The organism is Pseudomonas sp. UBA6562, from assembly GCF_002434265.1.
Taxonomy (GTDB): Bacteria; Pseudomonadota; Gammaproteobacteria; order Pseudomonadales; family Pseudomonadaceae; genus Aquipseudomonas.
Genome location: NZ_DJJS01000005.1, coordinates 1 through 19630, shown reverse-complemented (window position 1 = coordinate 19630; position 19630 = coordinate 1). Strand labels below are relative to the sequence as shown.

13 protein-coding genes are annotated in these 19630 nt (G+C 66.9%); 8 read left to right on the top strand and 5 right to left on the bottom strand.

Translation table 11 applies throughout. The features are described 5' to 3' along the window. The first annotated feature begins 25 nt into the window (after positions 1-25). From B4M43_RS06735 to B4M43_RS06705, 7 genes are all read left to right on the top strand, one after another. Positions 26-643, top strand: a complete 618-nt coding sequence (locus B4M43_RS06735) for a CDP-alcohol phosphatidyltransferase family protein (protein WP_296265379.1) — start codon at positions 26-28, stop codon at positions 641-643. A 42-nt stretch (positions 644-685) separates the two neighbouring features. Then, the gene (locus B4M43_RS06730; RefSeq protein ID WP_296265377.1) at positions 686-2443 is read left to right on the top strand and encodes a bifunctional alpha/beta hydrolase/class I SAM-dependent methyltransferase; all 1758 of its coding nucleotides are present in this window, start codon (positions 686-688) and stop codon (positions 2441-2443) included. Continuing rightward, positions 2440-3750, top strand: a complete 1311-nt coding sequence (locus B4M43_RS06725; RefSeq protein ID WP_296265375.1) for a phosphatase PAP2/dual specificity phosphatase family protein — start codon at positions 2440-2442, stop codon at positions 3748-3750. The genes B4M43_RS06730 and B4M43_RS06725 overlap by 4 nt, the downstream gene beginning before the upstream one ends. A 181-nt stretch (positions 3751-3931) precedes the next feature. After that, positions 3932-4366 (top strand): hypothetical protein, encoded by a 435-nt coding sequence (locus B4M43_RS06720; protein ID WP_296265373.1) that lies wholly within the window; start codon positions 3932-3934, stop codon positions 4364-4366. Positions 4367-4375: 9 nt separating this feature from the next. Beyond that, positions 4376-4999: a lysophospholipid acyltransferase family protein gene (locus B4M43_RS06715; protein WP_296265371.1), complete on the top strand. Its 624-nt coding sequence runs from the start codon at positions 4376-4378 to the stop codon at positions 4997-4999. 1 nt (position 5000) lies between these two features. Further along, positions 5001-5933, top strand: coding sequence for a phosphatidate cytidylyltransferase (locus B4M43_RS06710; RefSeq protein WP_296265368.1), 933 nt, complete (start codon positions 5001-5003; stop codon positions 5931-5933). A 99-nt stretch (positions 5934-6032) separates the two neighbouring features. Next, positions 6033-6377 carry a cupin domain-containing protein gene (locus tag B4M43_RS06705; RefSeq protein ID WP_038411964.1) on the top strand — a complete coding sequence of 115 codons (345 nt, stop codon included), beginning with the start codon at positions 6033-6035 and terminating at the stop codon, positions 6375-6377. Positions 6378-6465: 88 nt separating this feature from the next. Here the strand turns inward: B4M43_RS06705 and mmsB are convergent, their stop codons facing one another. Together mmsB and B4M43_RS06695 are read right to left on the bottom strand one after the other, a co-directional pair. After that, positions 6466-7353, bottom strand: coding sequence for a 3-hydroxyisobutyrate dehydrogenase (gene mmsB / locus B4M43_RS06700; protein ID WP_296265364.1), 888 nt, complete (start codon positions 7351-7353; stop codon positions 6466-6468). Positions 7354-7363: 10 nt separating this feature from the next. After that, entirely contained in the window at positions 7364-8890 is a 1527-nt protein-coding gene (locus tag B4M43_RS06695; RefSeq protein ID WP_296265362.1) for a CoA-acylating methylmalonate-semialdehyde dehydrogenase, read from the bottom strand. Between the two features lie 134 nt (positions 8891-9024). Between B4M43_RS06695 and B4M43_RS06690 the strand changes: the two genes are divergently transcribed. After that, a complete protein-coding gene (locus B4M43_RS06690; RefSeq protein WP_296265360.1) occupies positions 9025-9972 on the top strand; it encodes a LysR family transcriptional regulator in 948 nt (315 codons plus the stop codon). A 273-nt stretch (positions 9973-10245) separates the two neighbouring features. Here B4M43_RS06690 and recD read toward each other — a convergent pair whose 3' ends face one another. From recD to recC, 3 genes are read right to left on the bottom strand one after another with little or no spacing between them, the layout of a single operon-like run. Further along, on the bottom strand, positions 10246-12315 hold the full coding sequence (recD, locus tag B4M43_RS06685) for an exodeoxyribonuclease V subunit alpha (protein ID WP_296265359.1): 2070 nt from the start codon (positions 12313-12315) through the stop codon (positions 10246-10248). Beyond that, positions 12312-16007, bottom strand: a complete 3696-nt coding sequence (recB, locus tag B4M43_RS06680) for an exodeoxyribonuclease V subunit beta (RefSeq protein WP_296265358.1) — start codon at positions 16005-16007, stop codon at positions 12312-12314. Before recB ends, recD begins: the two co-directional genes overlap by 4 nt. Next, entirely contained in the window at positions 16004-19486 is a 3483-nt protein-coding gene (recC, locus tag B4M43_RS06675; RefSeq protein ID WP_296265356.1) for an exodeoxyribonuclease V subunit gamma, read from the bottom strand. The genes recB and recC overlap by 4 nt, the downstream gene beginning before the upstream one ends. Positions 19487-19630: the final 144 nt, after the last annotated feature.

Genomic DNA, 19630 nt, shown 5'->3' with positions numbered 1-19630 from the left:
GTCGCAGCTTGAAAGGACACTTCGCATGCCGTCGATCTACCAGCTCAAACCTCGTTTCCAGGCCTTGCTGCGCCCCAGCGTGCAGCGCCTGTACGACCGTGGCGTCACGGCCAATCAGGTCACCTTGGCCGCTGCCGCAGTTTCGGTGCTGCTCGGCCTGCTGCTGGCCTGGCGCCCAGAAGCCACCGGGCTGTTCCTGCTGGTGCCGCTGTGGATGCTGCTGCGCATGGCGCTCAATGCCGTGGACGGCATGCTTGCCCGCGAGTTCGGCCAGCAGTCGACCCTGGGCGCCTACCTCAACGAGCTGTGCGACGTGGTCGCCGACGCTGCCCTGTACCTGCCCTTCGCCCTGCTGCCGGGCGTGTCGCCAAGCCTGGTGGTGCTCACGGTGGTGCTGGCCGTGGTCAGCGAATACGCCGGGGTGATGGGCCCCTTAGTAGGCGCTTCGCGGCGCTACGACGGCCCCATGGGCAAGAGCGACCGTGCCTTCGCCTTCGGCGTGCTGGGCACCGGCGTCGGCCTGGGGCTGCTGGCCGCCAGTTGGATCAACGGGCTGCTGGCGCTGGTGCTGCTGCTATCGCTCTACACCCTGTACAACCGGGTTCGCCACGGGCTTCTCGAAGCGCGTCGAACCACTCCCTGAAACCCACCCTCTGCACTTCTCTGTCGGACAAGGACTTTCGCCATGCGCCAAGCGCAATCGTTGCATTTCCCTACCCATGACGGTGTCGACCTGCACTACCGCCACTGGCCCGCCACGCTGAGCGAACACCAGCCGCGCCGCGCCGTGGTGATGTTCCACCGCGGCCACGAGCACGGCGGGCGCCTGGCGCACCTGGCCGACGAGCTGGACATGGCCGGCTACGACTTCTTCGCCTGGGACGCCCGTGGCCACGGCCTGTCCCCCGGCGCCCGCGGCGACAGCCCGAGCTTCGCCACCAGCGTGCGCGACGTGCAGACCTTCATCGAGCACCTGCACCAGCGCCACGGCATCGAAGAACAGGACATGGTGGTGCTGGCGCAGAGCGTCGGCGCAGTCGTGGTGGCCACCTGGGCCCACGACTACAACCCCAAGGTGCGTTGCCTGGTGCTGGCCTCGCCGGCGTTCAAGGTCAAGCTCTACGTACCCTTCGCCCGCCCCGGCCTGAAGCTGATGAAGGCGCTGCGCGGCAACTTCTTCGTCAACAGCTACGTCAAGCCGCGCCTGCTGACCCATGACCCCGACCGGGTGATGTCGTACAAGGCCGACCCGCTGATCAGCCGGCCGATCTCGGTGACCATGCTGCTGGGGCTGTACGAAGCCGCCGACCGCGTGGTGGCCGACGCCCAGGCGATCCAGGTGCCGACGCAGTTGCTGGTGTCGGGCGCCGACTTCGTGGTCGAGCGCGCCCCGCAGGAACGCTTCTTCGAACGCCTGGGCAGCGCACGCAAGGAAATGCATGTGCTGCCGGGCTTCTTCCACGACACCCTGGGCGAGCGCGACCGCGCCCATGCCCTGGCGCGGATCAAGCGCTTCGTCACGCATTGCTTCGACGCGCCCGTCGCGCCCGTGTCGCTGCTCGATGCCGACCGCGTCGGCGCCAGCCTGGCCGAAGCCGAAAGCCTGGCCGCGCCGCTGCCGCCCCATTCGCCGCGCGCGCTGTACTGGCGCGCGACCCGCGCCGGGCTGCGCCTGGGCCAAGGCTTCTCCGAAGGGGTCAAGCTGGGCTTCGACACCGGCTTCGATTCGGGCAGCACCCTGGACTACGTGTACCGCAACCAGGCCATCGGCAAGGGCAAGCTGGGCCGGGCCATCGACCGCAACTACCTCGACGCCATCGGCTGGCGCGGCATCCGCCAGCGCAAGCTGCACGCCGAGGAACTGCTGCGCGAGGCCATCGCCCGCCTGCGTGAAGCGCAGCGGCCGGTGCACATCGTCGACATCGCCGCCGGGCACGGGCGCTACATCCTCGAAGCCTTGCACACGCTGACGGAGAAACCCGACTCGATCCTGCTGCGCGACTACAGCGAGCTGAACGTGCGACAAGGCAGCGCGCTGATCCAGGAGAAAGGCCTGGCCGACATCGCCCGCTTCGTGCAGGCCGATGCCTTCGACCGCGCCAGCCTGGCTGCCCTCGATCCACGGCCGACCTTGGCGGTGGTGTCGGGGCTGTACGAGCTGTTCGCCAGCAACGCGCTGGTCGGCAACTCCCTGGCAGGCCTGGCCGATGCGGTCGAAGACGGCGGCTACCTGGTCTACACCGGCCAGCCCTGGCACCCGCAACTGGAGATGATCGCCCGCGCCCTGACCAGCCACCGCCAAGGGCAGGCCTGGGTCATGCGCCGGCGCAGCCAGGCCGAGATGGACCAGTTGGTCGAGGCCGCAGGCTTTCGCAAGATCGCCCAACGCATCGACGAGTGGGGCATCTTCAGCGTCAGCCTGGCGCAGCGGGTGCGTGGATGACCGCGCTGCGCGAACCGGGCCTGATCCGCCGTGGCGTGCTGTGGTTGCTGCTGCTCGGGCCGCTGTTCTTCATCAGCTACGGCCTGAGCAACAGCCACACCGCCACGCGCGCCGACGTCGGCACCCTGGTGTTCGACTGGGAACATCGGGTGCCGCTGTGGCCGTGGACGATCATTCCGTACTGGTCCATCGACCTGCTCTACGGTCTGTCCTTCCTCTTGCCCCTGAGCCGCCGCGAAATGGACCGCCATGCCCTGGCCCTGCTCAGCGCGCAGGTGCTGTGCGTGGCGGGCTTTCTGCTCTGGCCGTTGCGCTTCACCTTCGAGCGCCCCGCGCTGGACGGCCTGTTCGGCTGGTTGTTCGACGTGCTGATGGGCTTCGACAAACCCTTCAACCAGGCGCCCTCGCTGCACATCGCGCTGCTGGTGATCGTCTGGACGATGTTCGCCCGGCACGTGCACGCCCAGCCCTGGCGCTGGCTGGTGCATGGCTGGATGGCGCTGATCGGGGTGTCGGTGCTGACCACCTGGCAGCACCACTTCATCGACGTGCCCAGCGGCGCGCTGGTGGGGTTGCTGTGTTTGTGGCTGTGGCCGGCCCAGGGTGCGTTGCCCTGGCAGCATGCGCGGTTCAGCCGGGACGTGCGCTGTTGGCGGCTTGCGGGGATCTACGCGCTGGGGGCGGCACTGCTGGCGGCTCTGGCACTGGCGGTCGGCGGCGCGGCGTTGGTCTTGCTGTGGCCTGCCGTGGCGCTGCTGCTGGTGGCGCTCAACTACGCGGTGCTGGGGCCTGATGGGTTCCAGAAACGCGCCGATGGACAGCTGTCGGTCGCGGCCCGCGTGCTGCTGGCGCCGTATGTGCTCGGCGCCAGGCTCAATGCCTGGTATTGGACCAAGAAGCGGCCGCGCTGCGACGAGATCTGCGAAGGCGTGTACCTGGGGCGCGTGCCGAACCATGCCGATGCCGCGCCCTTCGTCGCCATCGTCGACCTGTGCGCCGAGCTGCGCTGCGCGGCGCAGGTGCCCCACTACCGCAGCCTGCCCAGCCTCGATCTGGTGGTGCCGGATGGGGCGGTGCTGGCGCAAGCTGCGGCCGACATCGAAGTCCTGCGCCAACATGGCCCGGTGCTGGTGTGCTGCGCCCTGGGCTATTCGCGCAGCGCCAGCGCGGTGGCGGCCTGGCTGCTGCTGACCCGGCGCTGCGCCACATTGCAGGCTGCCGAGGCGCTGATTCGTCTGGCACGGCCTACGGTCGTCTTGCATGCGGACCACCGGCAGGTCTTGGGCCGGCTGGAGAGCACAGCGTGAAGCGATCTGCGATTGCGAAACCGCAGCCGAACGTTTCTGCACACCGACCGTCGACAGGTTCTGCCTTGGCTGGCGGTCTGTTCGTGAACCGCTATCTGGTCACAAGACTGCAACCGACGCGCTCTGGCGCGCTTCGGCCGAGCGGGCGACGTCGAAATTCGCTGCCGTCGGAGCCGCACCCATGAAGCTCTTCGTCGTCGCCACCCTGCTGCGCCGCGGCGCGCAGTTGGAGCGTTTGTCCGATGGCATCACCCTGCTGGCGGCCGCCTATGCGCTGGCGCCCCTGCTCGGCGCTCCGCTGGTGCCCTGGGCGAGCGCGGGCGCCGTGCTGCTGGTGGTGCTGGGCCTTGCGCACAAATACTGGGCCGTGCGCGTGGCGCTGGATGCCGAGCTGTTCGCCCGCATGGCCGACAGCGGCCCTGCGTTGGCCGACGATACCCTGGCCCTGGACCATGCCCTGCAGGCCCTGCACTTGAAGCCCCACACCGCCACCCCCCGCGACTGGCCGGCACGCAGCCAAGGCGCCTTGGCCCTGCTGCGCCGCCAGGCCCTGTGCCTGGGTCTACAGACCCTGCTGCTGTTGGCTACCCTACTGACACTGCCCTTGCTCGGATGACCGCGCCCCATGCTCGCTGACCTCACCGCCTTCAGCATCACTTCCGCCGCCCGCCTGATCACCGGCGCCCGCGCCCTGTGGCTGGGCTGCACGCCGCAGCCGGTGCAACGGCTGTACTACGCCAACCACAGCAGCCACGGCGATTTCGTGCTGCTCTGGGCGTCCCTGCCCGACGCGCTGCGCAAGCGCACCCGGCCGGTGGCCGGCGCCGACTACTGGTGCAAACCAGGCCTGCGCGAGTTCATCATCCGCAAGGTCTTCAATGCCGTGCTGATCGACCGCCAGCGCAGCGACACTCTGGACAGCCCCCTGCAACCGGTGCTCGACGCCCTGGCCCAGGGCGACTCGCTGATCTTCTTCCCCGAAGGCACGCGCAACCTCGGCGACGAGCCGCTGCTGCCGTTCAAGAGCGGCCTGTTCCACCTGGCGGCGGCCCATCCGCAGATCGAGCTGGTGCCGGTGTGGATCGCCAACCTCAACCGCGTCATGCCCAAAGGCCGCGCCCTGCCCCTGCCGCTGCTGTGCACCCTGAGCTTCGGCGAACCCCTGCACCGGCTCCCTGGCGAGAGCAAACCGGACTTTCTCGAACGGGCCCGCCTGGCCCTGCTCACCCTGGCCCCCAAGGAGGCCTGACATGGACGACAACACCCTTTCGCTGTTCGCCGGCATCGGCGCCCTGCTGCTGCTAGCCAGCGTCATCGGCCGCCTGCTCAAGTGGCGCGCCGGCGCCGGCCAGCACCCGGTCATCGACAACCTCAACGCGCGCATCAACGCCTGGTGGGTGATGGTGCTGGTGATCGGCATCGCCTTCGTGTTCGGCAAGTACGGCGTGATCGTGCTGTTCTACGGCGTGTCGTTCTACGCCCTGCGCGAATTCATGACCCTCACCCCGACCCGGCGCAGCGACTACCCGGCCCTGGCCGCCGCCTTCTACATCGCCTTGCCGGTGCAGTACGTGCTGATCGCCAGCGACTGGTACGGGCTGTTCAGCATCTTCATTCCGGTCTACGTGTTCCTGCTGCTGCCGATCCTGGCGAGCCTGGGCGGCGACACCACGCGCTTTCTGGAGCGTACCTCCAAGGTGCAGTGGGGGTTGATGATCGCGGTGTATTGCGTGTCGACGGTGCCCGCGCTGATGACCCTCGACATCCCCGGCTACGAAGGCCGCAACCTGCTGCTGATCGCCTGGCTGATCCTGGTGGTGCAGCTCAGCGACGTGCTGCAGTACGTGTGCGGCAAGCTGCTGGGGAAACGCAAGGTGGCGCCGAACCTGTCGCCGTCCAAGACCCTCGAGGGGCTGCTCGGTGGCGTGGCGCTGGCGACCCTGGTCGGTGCGCTGCTGTGCTGGATCACGCCGTTCAGCTTCTGGCAGGCGGGCTTGCTGGCGCTGGTGGTCAACGCCATGGGCTTCTTCGGCGGGCTGGTGATGTCGGCGATCAAGCGCGACCGCGGCGTGAAGGACTGGGGTCACATGATCGAAGGCCACGGCGGCATGCTCGACCGCATGGACTCGGTGTGCTTCGCCGCGCCCGTGTTCTTCCACTTCGTGCGCTACTGGTGGGCGTGAAACAGCGCGTCCAGGCACTTAGGGGTCGAGCCCAGGCAACTGGCGCTCGGCCATTGCGCCTATGGTGGCCCGTCAATCCGCCTGCCTAGGAGCCTGCACATGTCCGATTTCATCACCGTTCTGCGTGAAACCTGCCCGACGCCTGTGGTCGATGCCACCAAATGGAAGCGCATCGGCGGCGAGCCGCACACGGTCAACCTCAACGCCTACCTGTCGGCCGACGGCAGCAAGATCATGGGCACCTGGATCTGCACCCCGGGCAAGTTCGAGGTGAACTACGACAAGTGGGAGTTCTGCCACTTCCTCGAGGGCTACTGCATCATCACCCCCGAAGGCGAAGAGCCGAAGCACCTCAAGGGTGGCGACGTGTTCGTGATCGAGCCAGGGATGAAAGGCACCTGGGAAGTCGTCGAGACGGTGCGCAAGTACTTCGTCTTCGCCTGATTCGCGTCGGTGGCCCGCTTCGCCCGCTCGATGCGGGCGAAGTCGTTTCAGTCGTGTGGCAAAGGCGCCTTGCGCCCTATCGCAACCCTCATCCGCGCTTGCGATAACCTTCGACGATCGCCGAGAAGTCCTTGCCCCCTTCGCCGCGCAAGCTCATCGCCTGGTACAACTGCTGCGCCACGGCGCCCAGGATCACCGGCTGGTGCGCCTGACGCGCCGCTTCGGTGGCCAGGCCCAGGTCCTTGAGCATCAGCTCTGCACCGAAGCCACCGGTATACCCCCGCGCAGCAGGCGCCGTGTCGACGACGCCCGGCCAGGGGTTGTAGGTGTCGGAGCTCCAGCAACGCCCGGTCGAACTGTTGATGATCCCCGCCAGCACCTGGGTGTCGATGCCCAGGGCATCGCCCAGGGCCATGGCTTCCGACACACCGATCATCGAAATGCCCAGCAGCAGGTTGTTGCAGATCTTGGCGATCTGCCCCGTGCCCACACCCCCGCAATGCACGATGTTGCGCCCCATGTGCGCCAGCACCGGCTTGAAGGTGGCGAACAGCGCGTCGCTGGCGCCGACCATGAAGGTCAGGGTGCCGGCCGCCGCGCCGCCGGTACCGCCCGAGACCGGCGCATCGCCCATGTCCACGCCGTTGTCCGCCGCTGCTTGGCTGACCTCGCGGGCGGTCTGCGGGTCGATGGTGCTGCAATCGAGCGTCGGCGTGCCGGCGCGGATACCGGCCAGCACCCCGTCTTCGCCTAGGTACACGCTGCGCACATGGGCGGCGGCGGGGAGCATGGTGATCACTGCGTCCGCCGTACCGGCGGCTTCCTTGGGCGAAGCGCAGACCTGGCCGCCCAAGGCTTGCAGCTCGGCGAGCACGGTAGGGTTGAGGTCGAACAGATTCAGTTGCTGGCCGGCCTTGAGCAGGTTGCGCGCCATCGGCGCGCCCATGTTGCCCAGACCGATGAATGCGATACGCATGCCGACCTCCTTAACGCAGGCTGATGGTGGTGTTCACGCCGTCATGGGCGCTGTCGTCGTCGAACCAGCGGGCGGTCACGGTCTTGGTCTGGGTGTAGAACTGCACCACCTGCTTGCCGTAGGGCCCCAGGTCGCCCAGCTTCGACCCGCGCGAACCGGTGAAGCTGAACAGCGGCACTGGCACCGGAATGGGGATGTTGATGCCCACCTGGCCGACGTCGATCTCGCTCTGGAACTTGCGCGCCGCCGCCCCGCTCTGGGTGAACAGGCCGGTGCCGTTGCCGAAGGGGTTGCGGTTGACCAGGGCGATGGCCTCGTCGAGGGTGTCCACCGTCAGGGTCACCAGCACCGGGCCGAAGATCTCCTGGGTGTAGATGTCCATGTCGGTGGCCACGCCGGAGAACAGCGTCGGCCCGACGAAGTTGCCCTGCTCGTAACCCGGCACCTGCACGCCGCGCCCGTCCAGCTCCAGCACCGCGCCTTGCGCCACGCCGCGCTCGATCAGCCCCAGCACCCGCTCCTGGGCGCGCCGCGAAATCAACGGGCCGACATCGGTGCCCGGCTCGCTGCCGGCATTGACCTTGAGCCGGCTGGCGGCGGCTTTGATATCCGGCAGCCACTCGCGCGCCTTGCCCACCAGCACCGCCACCGAAGTGGCCATGCACCGCTGGCCCGCCGCGCCGAACGCGGCGCCCACCAGGGCATTGACGGTCTGCGTGCGGTTGGCGTCGGGCAGCACCACGGCATGGTTCTTCGCCCCCATCATCGCCTGCACCCGCTTGCCGTGCTGGCTGGCGAGGGTATGCACATGGGTGCCCACCTCGGTGGAGCCGACGAACGACACGGCCTTGATCTGCGGGTGCGTGCACAGCGCATCGACCACCGACTTGCCGCCATGCACCACGTTCAGCACCCCGGCCGGCACGCCCGCTTCCAGCGCCAGCTCCACCAGCATCAGGGTCGACAGCGGGTCCTGCTCCGAGGGCTTGAGCACGAAGGTGTTGCCGCAGGCGATGGCCATGGGGAACATCCACAGCGGAATCATCGCCGGGAAGTTGAACGGTGTGATGCCGGCGCACACGCCGATGGGCTGGCGCAAGGTGTAGGTGTCGACGCCGCCCGCTACGTTCTCGGCGAATTCGCCCATCTGCAAAGTGCCGATGGCGGCGGCATGCTCGACCACTTCAAGACCGCGGAAGATATCGCCCTCGGCGTCGGCGAGGGTCTTGCCCTGTTCGGCGCTCAAGGTCTGGGCGATGCGCGTGCTGTGCTCGCGGATCAGCGCCTGCAGCTTGAGCATGATCCGTGCACGCACGCCGATGGGGGTTTCGCGCCAGGTCAGGAAGGCACGTTGCGCTGCGGCCACGGCCGCCTCGACTTCGGCGTCGGTGGCGAACGGCACCCGCGCCAGCACCTGCTGGGTAGCCGGGTTGATTACATCGCGCCATTCGCGGGTCTGGGATTCGACCCACTGGCCGTCGATCAGCAGCTTGGCCGACCTGACTTGGGTGCTATGGGGCTGTTGCGGGGCATTCATCGACGTTCTCCTTGGAATTGTTGTAAGGACGCGATCAAAGGCACCTGCCGCGATGCAGGCATGGCGCCACCAGGATGCTTTTGAGTATAGATGTGCAAACATCCCGCAAAACCGAATAAAAAAACCGGATCGTCATGCAAAAAGACCCTACCCGCCTCGGCACCCTGAACTGGGACGACCTGAAGTTCTTTCTCGAAGTCGCGCGCACGCGCAAAGCCAGCAGCGCCGCCAAGCGCCTGGGCGTGGACTACACCACGGTGTCGCGGCGCATTGCCGCGCTGGAACAGGCGCTCGGTACGCTGCTGTTCGAAAAGTCGCGCACCAGCGGCTTTCTGCTGACCCTCGAAGGCCAGCGTCTGCTGGGCTACGCCGAGTCCATCGAAAGCACCCTGCACATGGCCTGCGAACAGGTGTCCGGCTCGGGCATGGCGCTGTCGGGCCACGTACGCATCGGCTGCACCGAGGGCTTCGGCAGCTTCTTCGTCACCCCGCAACTGAGCCACTTCGTCGACACCTATCCGGCGATTTCCGTCGACATCCTGCCGCTACCGCATTTCATCAGCCTGTCCAAGCGCGAAGCCGACATCGTCATCGCCCTGGAACGTCCCGAACACGGTGCCTATGTGTGCTGCAAACTGTGCGACTACCGCCTGCGCCTGTACGCCACGCCTGAGTACCTGGCGCGCCACCGGCCCGTGGCAACCCTCGACGACCTGCGCCAGCACCGGTTCATCAGCTACGTGGAAGACCTGGCCTTCAGCGCCGAGCTGCTCTATCTCAACCACCTGATCCCCGACGCCCACGCACCGCTGCGCAGCACCAGCGTGATCGCGCAGTACACGGCGGCGGTGCAGGGGCATGGGCTGGCAATCCTGCCGTGCTTCATCGCGGCGCAGGATGCACGGTTGGTGGAGGTGTTGCCGAGGGAGGTGGAGGTGACGCGGCAGTTCTGGATGTATTGCCGGGAGGATTTGCGCAAGCTCAAGCGCATTACGTTGTTGTGGGATTACATCCGCGATACGACGGAGCGAAACCGAACACTCCTGCTAGGTCAGACCCGATCGTTGGTGTTCACCGAGTGAAAAGTCGGCATTGCAAGTTTTTGGCGCCTGATGGCCATTGCGGCTTTCTCGATCGCGCTGCCTTGATGCAAAGTTGTGGTACGCCCGCTATAGCACAGAGGTCACGGCGACAGCGGGTTTAGCCTAGGTTACCCGCGCGGCTTCATCTGACGCAGCGGGGCTAACAAGTTCTGTTGAAAGCTTTTCCGTTTCACGATCCGCGAATTACCTCACTTGTTTGACTCGAGTGCGCCTTGATGAGGACGGCCAAGCGACACGGTCAGTCCTCTGAGCCTATGTCGCCCCACCCGCCTCCAGCATCAACCCACTCAACCGCCTCACCCGCCGATTCACCGCCTCCTCGAACACCCCCACCCGCGGCTCCACCAGGGTGAACCACTGCCGGGCGCGGGTGATGCCGGTGTAGACCAGCTCCTTGGTCAGCACCGGGTTGAGCACGTCGGGCAGGATCAGCGCCGTATGTTCGAATTCCGAGCCTTGCGACTTGTGCACGGTCATCGCGTAGACGGTTTCCGCATCGCTCAAGCGGCTGGGCAGCACCAGGCGCACGCCGCCCTGGCCGTCGTTGCGCGGAAAGGCCACGCGCAGGGTGAGGTGCTGGCTGTGTTCGGACTCGGGGAGGCGCAGGGCCACGCCGATGTCGCCGTTCATCAGGCCCAGGCCATAGTCGTTGCGGGTGATCAGCACCGGGCGGCCTTCGTACCATTGGTGGTCGCCCTCGATCAGCCCGGCGCCTTGCAGGGCGCGGGTGGCGCGCTGGTTGACGGCCTCCACGCCCCAGGGGCCCTTGCGCACCGCGCAGAGCAGGCGGAAGCGGTCGAAGGCCGTCAGGACCTGGCTGGCCCAGGCTAGCCAGGCAGGATCGGCCAGGGGCGTGTCCGCTGCGGGACGCTGGCGCTGCAGCACATCGAAATAGTGCCGGTAGCCGCCGGCTTTGCCGCGTCCCTGGCCACTGCCGGTGATCAGCAGGCGGTCGAGCGCGTGGTCCTGCTCGCCGCGCAGACGGCAACTGACCACGTCGGCAAGGCCTGCATCGTTCAACACACGGCGGGCATCGGCAGCGCGCTGTTCGTTCACCGCACGAGCCAGCTCGCCGATGCCGCTGCCTTCGGCGAAGCGCCGCGAATGGCGCAGCATCACCAGTTGCTGGGCCAGGGCGTGGCGTTGCGGGTCGCCCTCGCGCAAGCCGGGGGCCTCGAGCCGATGGCCGGCGACCGCTTCCAGCCAGGCCCAGGTGGCCGGGCTGTAGAAGCCGGCTTCGGCGTCGCGGCACAGGTCGCCCAGCACCGCACCGGCTTCCACCGAGGCCAGTTGGTCCTTGTCGCCGAGCAGCACCAGCCGCGCCCGTGGCGGCAGCGCTTCGAGCAGGTTGGCCATCATTTCCAGATCGATCATCGAGGCTTCGTCGACCACCAGCACGTCCAGCGGCAGCGGGTTGCCGCGGTGGTGGCGGAAATGCCGGGTGCCGGGGCGGCTGCCCAGCAGGCGGTGCACGGTGGTCACTTCGGTAGGAATGCGCGCCTTGATCGCCGGCGCCACGTCGAGGCTCTGCACCTGGGCGCCGATGGACTCGGTGAGCCGTGCGGCGGCCTTGCCGGTCGGCGCGGCGAGGCGGATGCGCAAGGGCCGGTCGGCTTCCACCCGCGGGCCTTGCAGCAGCGCCAGCAGGCGCACCACCGTGGTGGTCTTGCCGGTGCCGGGGCCGCCGGTGATGATGCTCAACGCCGCGCGGGTGGCCAGGGCGCAGGCCAGCTTCTGCCAGTCGATGCTCGCAGTAGCGGGTGCTGGAAACAGGCCGGCGAGCCTGGCGGGCAGGTCGTCCGGCACGTCGAAGGGTAAGGCCAGGCGGGTACGCAGGCTGCTTTCCACCGCACGCTCGTACGTCCAGTAGCGGCGCAGGTATAGGCGCTCGCCGCTGAGCACCAGAGGCCGGTCGCTCGGGCCGTGCTGGTCCGGCGCCACCAAGGGCGAATGGCTCAATGTCCGGACCCACTCGGCCAGGTCCAGGCCAGCCATGACGCTGGACGGCAAGACTTCGACCGTCTGGCTGTCCTCGCCCTCGGGCGGCAACGACAGCGCGAAATCGGGCTCGGCCAGGGTCTGCGCCAGGTCGAGGCAGACATGACCGTGGCCCAACTGATGGCTGGTCAGGGCAGTGGCGAGCAACACCAGCGGCTGTTCGCCCGCCGCTTGCTCGTCGAGGAAGCGCACCAGGGCCAGGTCCAGCGCACGTAGCCAACCACGGCCCACCCAGCGCTCCAGCAAGGCGAACAGGCCTGCGTTGGACGCCAGCGACGGCGCCGTTTCCGTTTCGGGCCCAGAGGGAGTGAACAGGTCGCTCATGGACGATTCTCCGCGAAAAGATCGACCTGGGCCGCAGTGGCCAAGGTGTGCAGCTTGCCCTGGAACAGCAGGTCGAGCTGTTCGATCAGGGCTTTGGGTGGCCGGCTGAAGTACACCCCTCGGCTTCGCGCGCCGAGCCCGCGCAGGAAGATGAACAGCGCGCCGCCGATGTGGCGGTCGTAGTCGTAGTCGCTAAGGCGCGCCTTGAGCTGTCGATGCAGGGCCAGCAGGTAGAGCACGTATTGCAGGTCGTAGCGGTGTTCCAGGATGGACACCTCCATGGCCGCCATCGAATAGCTGGCGTTGTCCGCGCCCAGCCAGTTGGACTTGTAGTCGGCTACGTAATAGCGGCCTTCATGCTCGAAGCACAGGTCGATGAAACCCTTGAACAACCCATTGAGCCGACCGCCCTCGGCCGCCGCGCGCGGCGCGCCTTGGTGGGTGTACTGGCGTACCAGGGTGTCGAGGCGGACCACATCGACCTCGCGGCTGGCGAACCAGAACTCCATTTCGTAGCGGTAGTCGGCCAGGTCGCGCAAGCGCACCTCGGCGCCCTCGGCGAGCGGCAGGGCAACGCCGAGCATGGCGTTCAACCAGTGCTCCAGGGTCGGTATCCAGCCTTCCCACCCGCGCGTGGCACAGCGCCGCGCCACGGCATCGCGCAATGCCTCGGGCTGTGCGGCCAGTTGCCCGAAGCCCTCGCGCCCGGCCCACTCCAGCAGGCCGTGGAGGAAGGTGCCGGGGTGCGGGCCGCGGGGAAACTGATGGATCGAGCCTTGGCCGGGTGCGAGCTCGCTGGCATTGCTCAACGGCTCGTCGTCGAGCAGGTTCTGCGCACGCAGGCTGTCGGGCGCCAGTTCGCCGCTGATGCTGTCGGCGATGCGCAGGGCACTGTAGGACGCGATCCACCAGTATTCGGCGGCGCGTCGACCGGGCTCGCGCGCCGGTTGCAGGCGTTGCTCGCTGTGCACCGGGGTGTAGACCCGATCGCTGATCTCGGGCAACGGCTGCACCTGCACCGCCGGGTTGCTGCCGCGCACCTCGGTCAACCAGGCGCTCAGGTCGGTGGAGGCCGGCAGTGGCTCGCCACCGCCCAGCAGGTAACCCAGCGCCGAACGGTGCAGCACCGAGCGGCTCTCGCGGCCGCGTTTCAGATCCGCCACGCCCAACCAGCAGGCGTACTGGGCGCGGGTCAGGGCGACGTACAGCAGACGTAGGTCTTCGCCCAGACGCTCGTCGTCGGCGGCGGCGATGACGGCCTCGTCCGGCGTCATCGTCATGCGCAGCTCGCCGCGTTCGTCGTGCCAACCGACCGGCAAGCGGCTGCCGTCGACCGGTCGGGTGTTGCAGACGAAGGGCAGGAACACCAGCGGATACTCCAGGCCCTTGGACTTATGGATGGTCACCACCTTGACCAACTGTTCGTCGCTTTCCAGACGCACCACCTGCTCTTCGCCGCCGTCTGCCTGGCTGGTCAGGCGTTCGCCCAGGTAGCGGATCAGGGCCTGTTCGCCGTCCAGTTCGGCCGAGGCCTGTTGCAACAGTTCGGTCAGGTGCAGCAGGTTGGTCAGCACCCGCTCGCCATCGGCGCGGGCGGTCAGGCGCACCGGCAGCTCGAAGTCGTGCAGCAGCCGGCGCAGCATGCTCAGCACCCCTTGGGTGCGCCACAAGGTGCGGTAGTCACGGAACTGCATGACCCGCGCTTCCCAGGCCAGTTCGTCGCGATTCAGCGCTTCCAACTCGGCCAGGGGGCGCGCCAGGGTGACGCTGGCCAGGGCGGCACGCAGCAGGCGGTCGGCGTCCGGCTCGGCGCAGGCGCGCAGCCAGGCCAGTACGTCCAGGGCTTCCTGGCTGCGGAACACGGACTCCTTGTCGGACAGGTACACACTGCGCACGCCATGGGCGCGCAATTGGCTGCGGATGGCCTGGGCCTCGCCGCCGTCGCGCACCAGAATGGCGATGTCGGCCGGGGCCAATGGGCGCTGTGCGCCGTTGCCGTCGACGAACCCACACTCGCCAGTCTTGGCCAGCTCCAACAGGCGCACGATCTCGCTGGCGCAGGCCGGTGCCAACTGGTCGCGGTAGGTGCCTTTGGCCACCGGTTTTTCGCTGGGCAGGGTCCAGAAGGTCAGCGCTGCCTGCGCCTGGGCCTGCACGACCAGGGTGTCTTTGCGCCCCTGGGCGGCCACCGACAGGAACGGCACCGGATTGTCCTCGCCCTTGCGGAACAGGAAAGCGCCACGTCCCTCGGGGCGCGCCTCGGCCTGCTCGAACACGCGGTTGACCGCCGCGACCATGGCCTCGGTGGAGCGGAAGTTGGTGCCCAGGCTGTGTAAACGGCCCGCACTGGCACGCCGCGCGCGCAGATAAGTGTGGATGTCGGCGCCGCGAAACGCGTAGATGGCCTGCTTGGGGTCGCCGATCAGGAAGATGCCCAGGTCCTGGCGGTTCTGCTCGATCTGGTAGATGCGCTCGAAGATGCGGTATTGCACAGGGTCGGTGTCTTGGAACTCGTCGATCAGGGCCACCGGGAACTGCTCGCGGATGATCTGCGCCAGCGCCTCGCCGGCATCGCCGCGCAGGGCTGCGTCCAGGCGCAGGAGCATGTCGTCGAAGCCCATCTCGGCGCGGCGACGCTTCTCACCCTCGAAACGTGTGGAGATCCAGGCGGCGGCGTGGTCGAGCGCATCGGCGCCGGGGTCGGGCAACTGTTGCAGGCGTTCGCGCAGGGTGAGCATGGCCTCCAGCGCGGCGTGGCTGGGCGGCATGCCTTTCCAGGCATCGGCCAGGCCTTGGGGGGTGAGCCGTTCGAAACCTTTGCCGAGGTCCAACTGATGGCTGTCCGGGTCGGCATGCCATTGGCTCAGGGCATCCAGCCAGGGCTCGACGTAGCGCACTTGTAGCTTGCGTGCGTCGACAGTCTTGTCGGCGATGCCCTGCATCAGCAGTGCGCGCAGCTCCTCGATCCAAACGCCCCAAGGCTGCTTGATGCTGGCCAAGGCTTCATGCCGTCGGCGCAGACCACCCTCGATATGTTGCGCGGGATGGGCGCCGTCTTCCAGCGGCCCGGCGCTGGCGAGCAGGCCTTTGGCGCGCGCCAGCAGGTGGGCGGGCGACTGCCAGTGTTCGCGCACCCAGGCCAGGGTCTCGCCCAGCATGCCGTAGCAGAATTGCCGCCAGTAATCGCGGGTGACTTCGTTGAGCAACTCGCTGTGGTCGGTTTCCAGGCTTTGCGTGAACAGGCTGCCGCTGTCCAGGGCATGCTCGCGCAGCATGCGTTGGCACCAGCCATGGATAGTCGAAACCGCGGCTTCGTCCATCCACTGCGCGGCGGCGTCCAGCTTGCTGGCATAGAGCGGCCAGGTGTCGCTGGGGTAGTCGTCGCGCAACTCGGCAACCAGTGCGTCGGGCGCGGCGATCTCGTCACGGAAGAACTGCGCCGCCTGGGCCAGGCGCGCGCGGATGCGGTCGCGCAGCTCTTTGGTGGCAGCGTCGGTGAAGGTCACCACGAGGATTTGCGGGGGCAGCAGTTCACGGCCAAAGCCGCTGTCGTCCAGGCCGTGACCCAGAATCAGGCGCAGGTAGAGGGCCGAGATGGTGAAGGTCTTGCCGGTGCCGGCGCTGGCTTCGATCAGCTGGCTGCCGCGCAAAGGGAAGGTCAAGGCAAGGGGGCGGCTGGCGGCTTCGCTCATCGCTTGGTCTCCTGGGCTTGCAGGTCTGCCCATGGGGCCTCGAACAACGGTTGGTAGAGCGCCTGCACCCAGCCTTCGAACGACTCGTCGGCCGTCAGCGCAGCGAAATCCGGATACTGCCGGGCCAGGGCCATGTCGCGGGCGCGCTCGCCGGCATCGCCCTGGCTGAATTCGGAGCCTTCGTATGTGACCTGGGCAACCTTCAGCCCAGCCTCACGGTCCTTGCCGGCAAGGAATGCGAACGCCGTGCGCGGCGCTACCGGCAAGGGCTCGGCCATGCCCTGCCGCCAGGCCAGGAGCAGGTCGCTCAGCGCGGTCCTGGCTGCGTCCGCGCTCAGCGGCGGCAGTAATAACGTGGTGTCGGTGGCGACCACCGCAGTGTGCAACGGCAAACCTTGCGCACACGCCATCAGGTGATGGACCCAGCTGTCGATCAGGCGCGGCCATTTGCGTCCACTGCGGGTGTTGATCGCGTTGGCCAGCAAGGTGACGCGCAACAGGCTGCCGTCATTCGCTTCGTGCAGGTTCGCAAGCCAGCCTTCGACCTCCAGGCCGTAGGCGGTGAAGTACAGCGGCAAAGCGCTCTCCACGGGAATGGGCCAGCGCACCCGTAGCGCTTGGAAACGGCCGATGAGGTCTGGCAGCGGTGCGATCAGTTCGGCTTGCAGCGATTCGCCAAAGCCGGCCATGGGCAAACGACCGGTGGCCTGTAGCCTGTTGGCCTGGTTGCGCAGGCGGGCGTCGAGTTCGCCGTCCTCTTCCTTGAGGGCGGCTTCCAGCAGGTCGGTGCTCAGGGTGTAGTGCTGCAGCCCATCGAGCGTGAAGGGCTCGGCTTCTTCGAGGGCGCCCTGCACCTGTTCGAAATGCACTTTCAAACGTTGCGTGTAGAAATGCTTGACCGGGCTGCGCAGGAAGTTGGTCAACACCTCGATCGCCAGTGGCCCATCCGGCTCGAACGGTTGCAGGCGGTCGAACGGCATTTGTGCTGCGCAGGGTTCATGCACGGCCTGCCATTCACGGGCATAACTGAACAGGCTCGGCGTGCCTGCTTGGAAGTAGCGAATGCTAAAGGGCTGCAAGGGGTGCTCCAGCGTCAGCGCATGAAGCAGTGCCTGGCCCCCTTCCGACGGGTCGTTGTCGGACGTGTCGGTAAGCAAGCGCCAGCCGGCAGCCAGGTGGTCGCGCAACTGCCCGACCAGCACTGAAGGCGGACGCTCGGTATTGTCGCGGATGCTGCGGCCTACCCAACTGATGTACAGATGGTTGCGCGCCGACAGTACGGCTTCGAGCATCAGGTAACGGTCGTCTTCGCGTCGGGAGCGGTCGCCTGGACGGTAATCGGCGGCCATCAAGTCGAAATCCAGCGGCGGTTGCGCGCGCGGGTAATCGCCGTCGTTCATGCCCAGCAAGCAAACCATCTCGAAGGGAATGGCACGCATCGGCATCAGAGTGCAGAAATTCACCGAGCCGGCGAGAAAGCGTTGATTCAGACCGCCCTGGTCGAGCCCGGCCAGCCAGGCTTCGCGCACCACCGTCAATGGCAGCGGCTCTTCGAGCTCGACCGAGGCGCAGGTTTGCAACCATTGGTCGCGCAGTTCGTCGAGCTGGATCAGGAGGTATTCGGTGTGCTCGTCTTCGGGTTTGAAGAAGTCGTTGACCAAGCCTTGCAAACGCTGGCCCCAGACAGCCGGAGCAGCAGGTTCGAGCAGGGCCTGGTACCAATGGTCGAGGCGGTCGATCAGGGCGAACAACGGGCCGACCAACGCGGCGTCCAGCCCCCCTACTTCATCGTAAGGCTCAACACCCGCAAAGCCCTCGCCGCTGCCGACGGCATAGCCGAGCAGCATGCGGCGCAGGCCAAAGCGCCAACTGTTCTGCTCCATGCTGGCCGGCAGCCCCAATGCCGTGCGCTGCCGCGCATCCAGCCCCCAGCGCACGCCGGCGCCCTCGATCCAACGGTGCAAAATGGCCAGGGATTGCTCGGGAATGTCGAACCGTGCACGGACGGCAGGCACGTCCAGCAGGTCGAGGATTTCGCCGACGGCGAAACGGCTGTCGGGCAATTGCAGCAGGTGTTCCAAGGCGATGAGCAGCGGGTCGCGGCCGCGCTGGAGCTGGTCGTTCAGGGTGAAGGGGATGAAGCGCTTGTCCTCGCGTGGCATCTGCCCGAACACTGCGCGGATGTGCGGCGCGTAGCCATTGATGTCCGGGACCATGACGATGATGTCGCGGGGGTTCAACGCCGGGTTGCGGTAAAAATGCTCGAGCAGTTGGTCGTGCAGCACTTCCACTTCACGCTGGGCACTGTGGGCGATGTGGAAACGAATCGAATCGTCCGCAGCAGGGTCGACGGGTTGCCAGACCTCGCGGGTCTCGGCGAGCGGGCGCAGTTCGAGGATGTCGTCCTGCAACTGGTTGAGCAGCGTTTGCGCCGGCTCGTCGCTGTACAGGTCGATCTTGCCGTCGCTGAACGCACCGCGGTAGCTGTCCGGCTGGTCGAATTCATCGAGCAGTGCGATGTAGTCGCGGCCTTGTTTGCCCCAGGCGGCGAGCAACGGTTGCGCGTGCTGGTGCAGGCTGGTGGCATCGAGCTGCAGCGGTATGCCTGGCTTGCGGTGCTGGCGGCGGTATTCGCGGCGCAGCAGGTCTTTGTCGGCGACGATATCGGCCCAGTGGTGGCGGCAAGGGTTGTGCACGCACAATAGGACTTGGGTGAATCGAGACAACCCGGCCAGCGCATGCAGCACTTGGGCGGGCAGCGACGAAATGCCGAATACGATCACTCGGCTAGGTAGCCCGGCCGGCGCGATCTGGGCGGCTTCGATGGTATGCATATAGCGTTGGTGCACGCCGGCTCGGCTTTGTGCCATACCCTCGGTACCGACATCCTGCAACAAAGCTTGCCACAGCGCGGCTTGCCATTGGTTGCCTTCGGCGAGCGGACGAAGCTCATCGCGGCCGTTGCGCAGCTGGTAACGGCCTTCGGCCCAGTCTTCCAACCAGTCGGCACGGTAGACCTGGTACTGGTCAAAGAGGTCGGCCAGGCGTTGGGACAACTGGTAGCGCTTGCGCATGTCCCGGTCGTCCTTGAGAAAACGTGCGAGGGGTGCGAAGAGCGGTTGTTCGATGAGTACGGGCAGTAGCCGCATCAGACGCCAGGTCAGCGGGCCTTTGTCGAGTACCGAGGTCTCCGGGATTTCCGAGCGGCCAAGCACCGCCCGGTACAGGCGCCAGAGAAAACTGCCGGGTAGCTGTACGTCGATCGCGGCGGCCACACCGCAGCCGCCATCGTCGGAGTCTGCTGCCAAGGCCATTTTCAGCCATTGGGCAATGCCGTTGCTCTGCACCAGGACCACTTCGTTCTCCAGGGGCCGCAGCGGATAGAGGCGCATCCATTCCACTACCAGGTTACGCAGGTCGTCCGAGCGGTTGCCGTGGATGACCATGAAGCCGGGGGTGATGGACTCGTGCTGCGACATAGGGCTACCTGGGGTTTTCGAGAGGAAACGATGCCATCTGGCCGGGCATGCCGCAACTTGAGAGCAAGGTGTAAGTGTCAGCTGATTTTACGGCGCGCAGAAAAGACAAAACCCCTACCTGCATGCGCAGATAGGGGTTTTGCG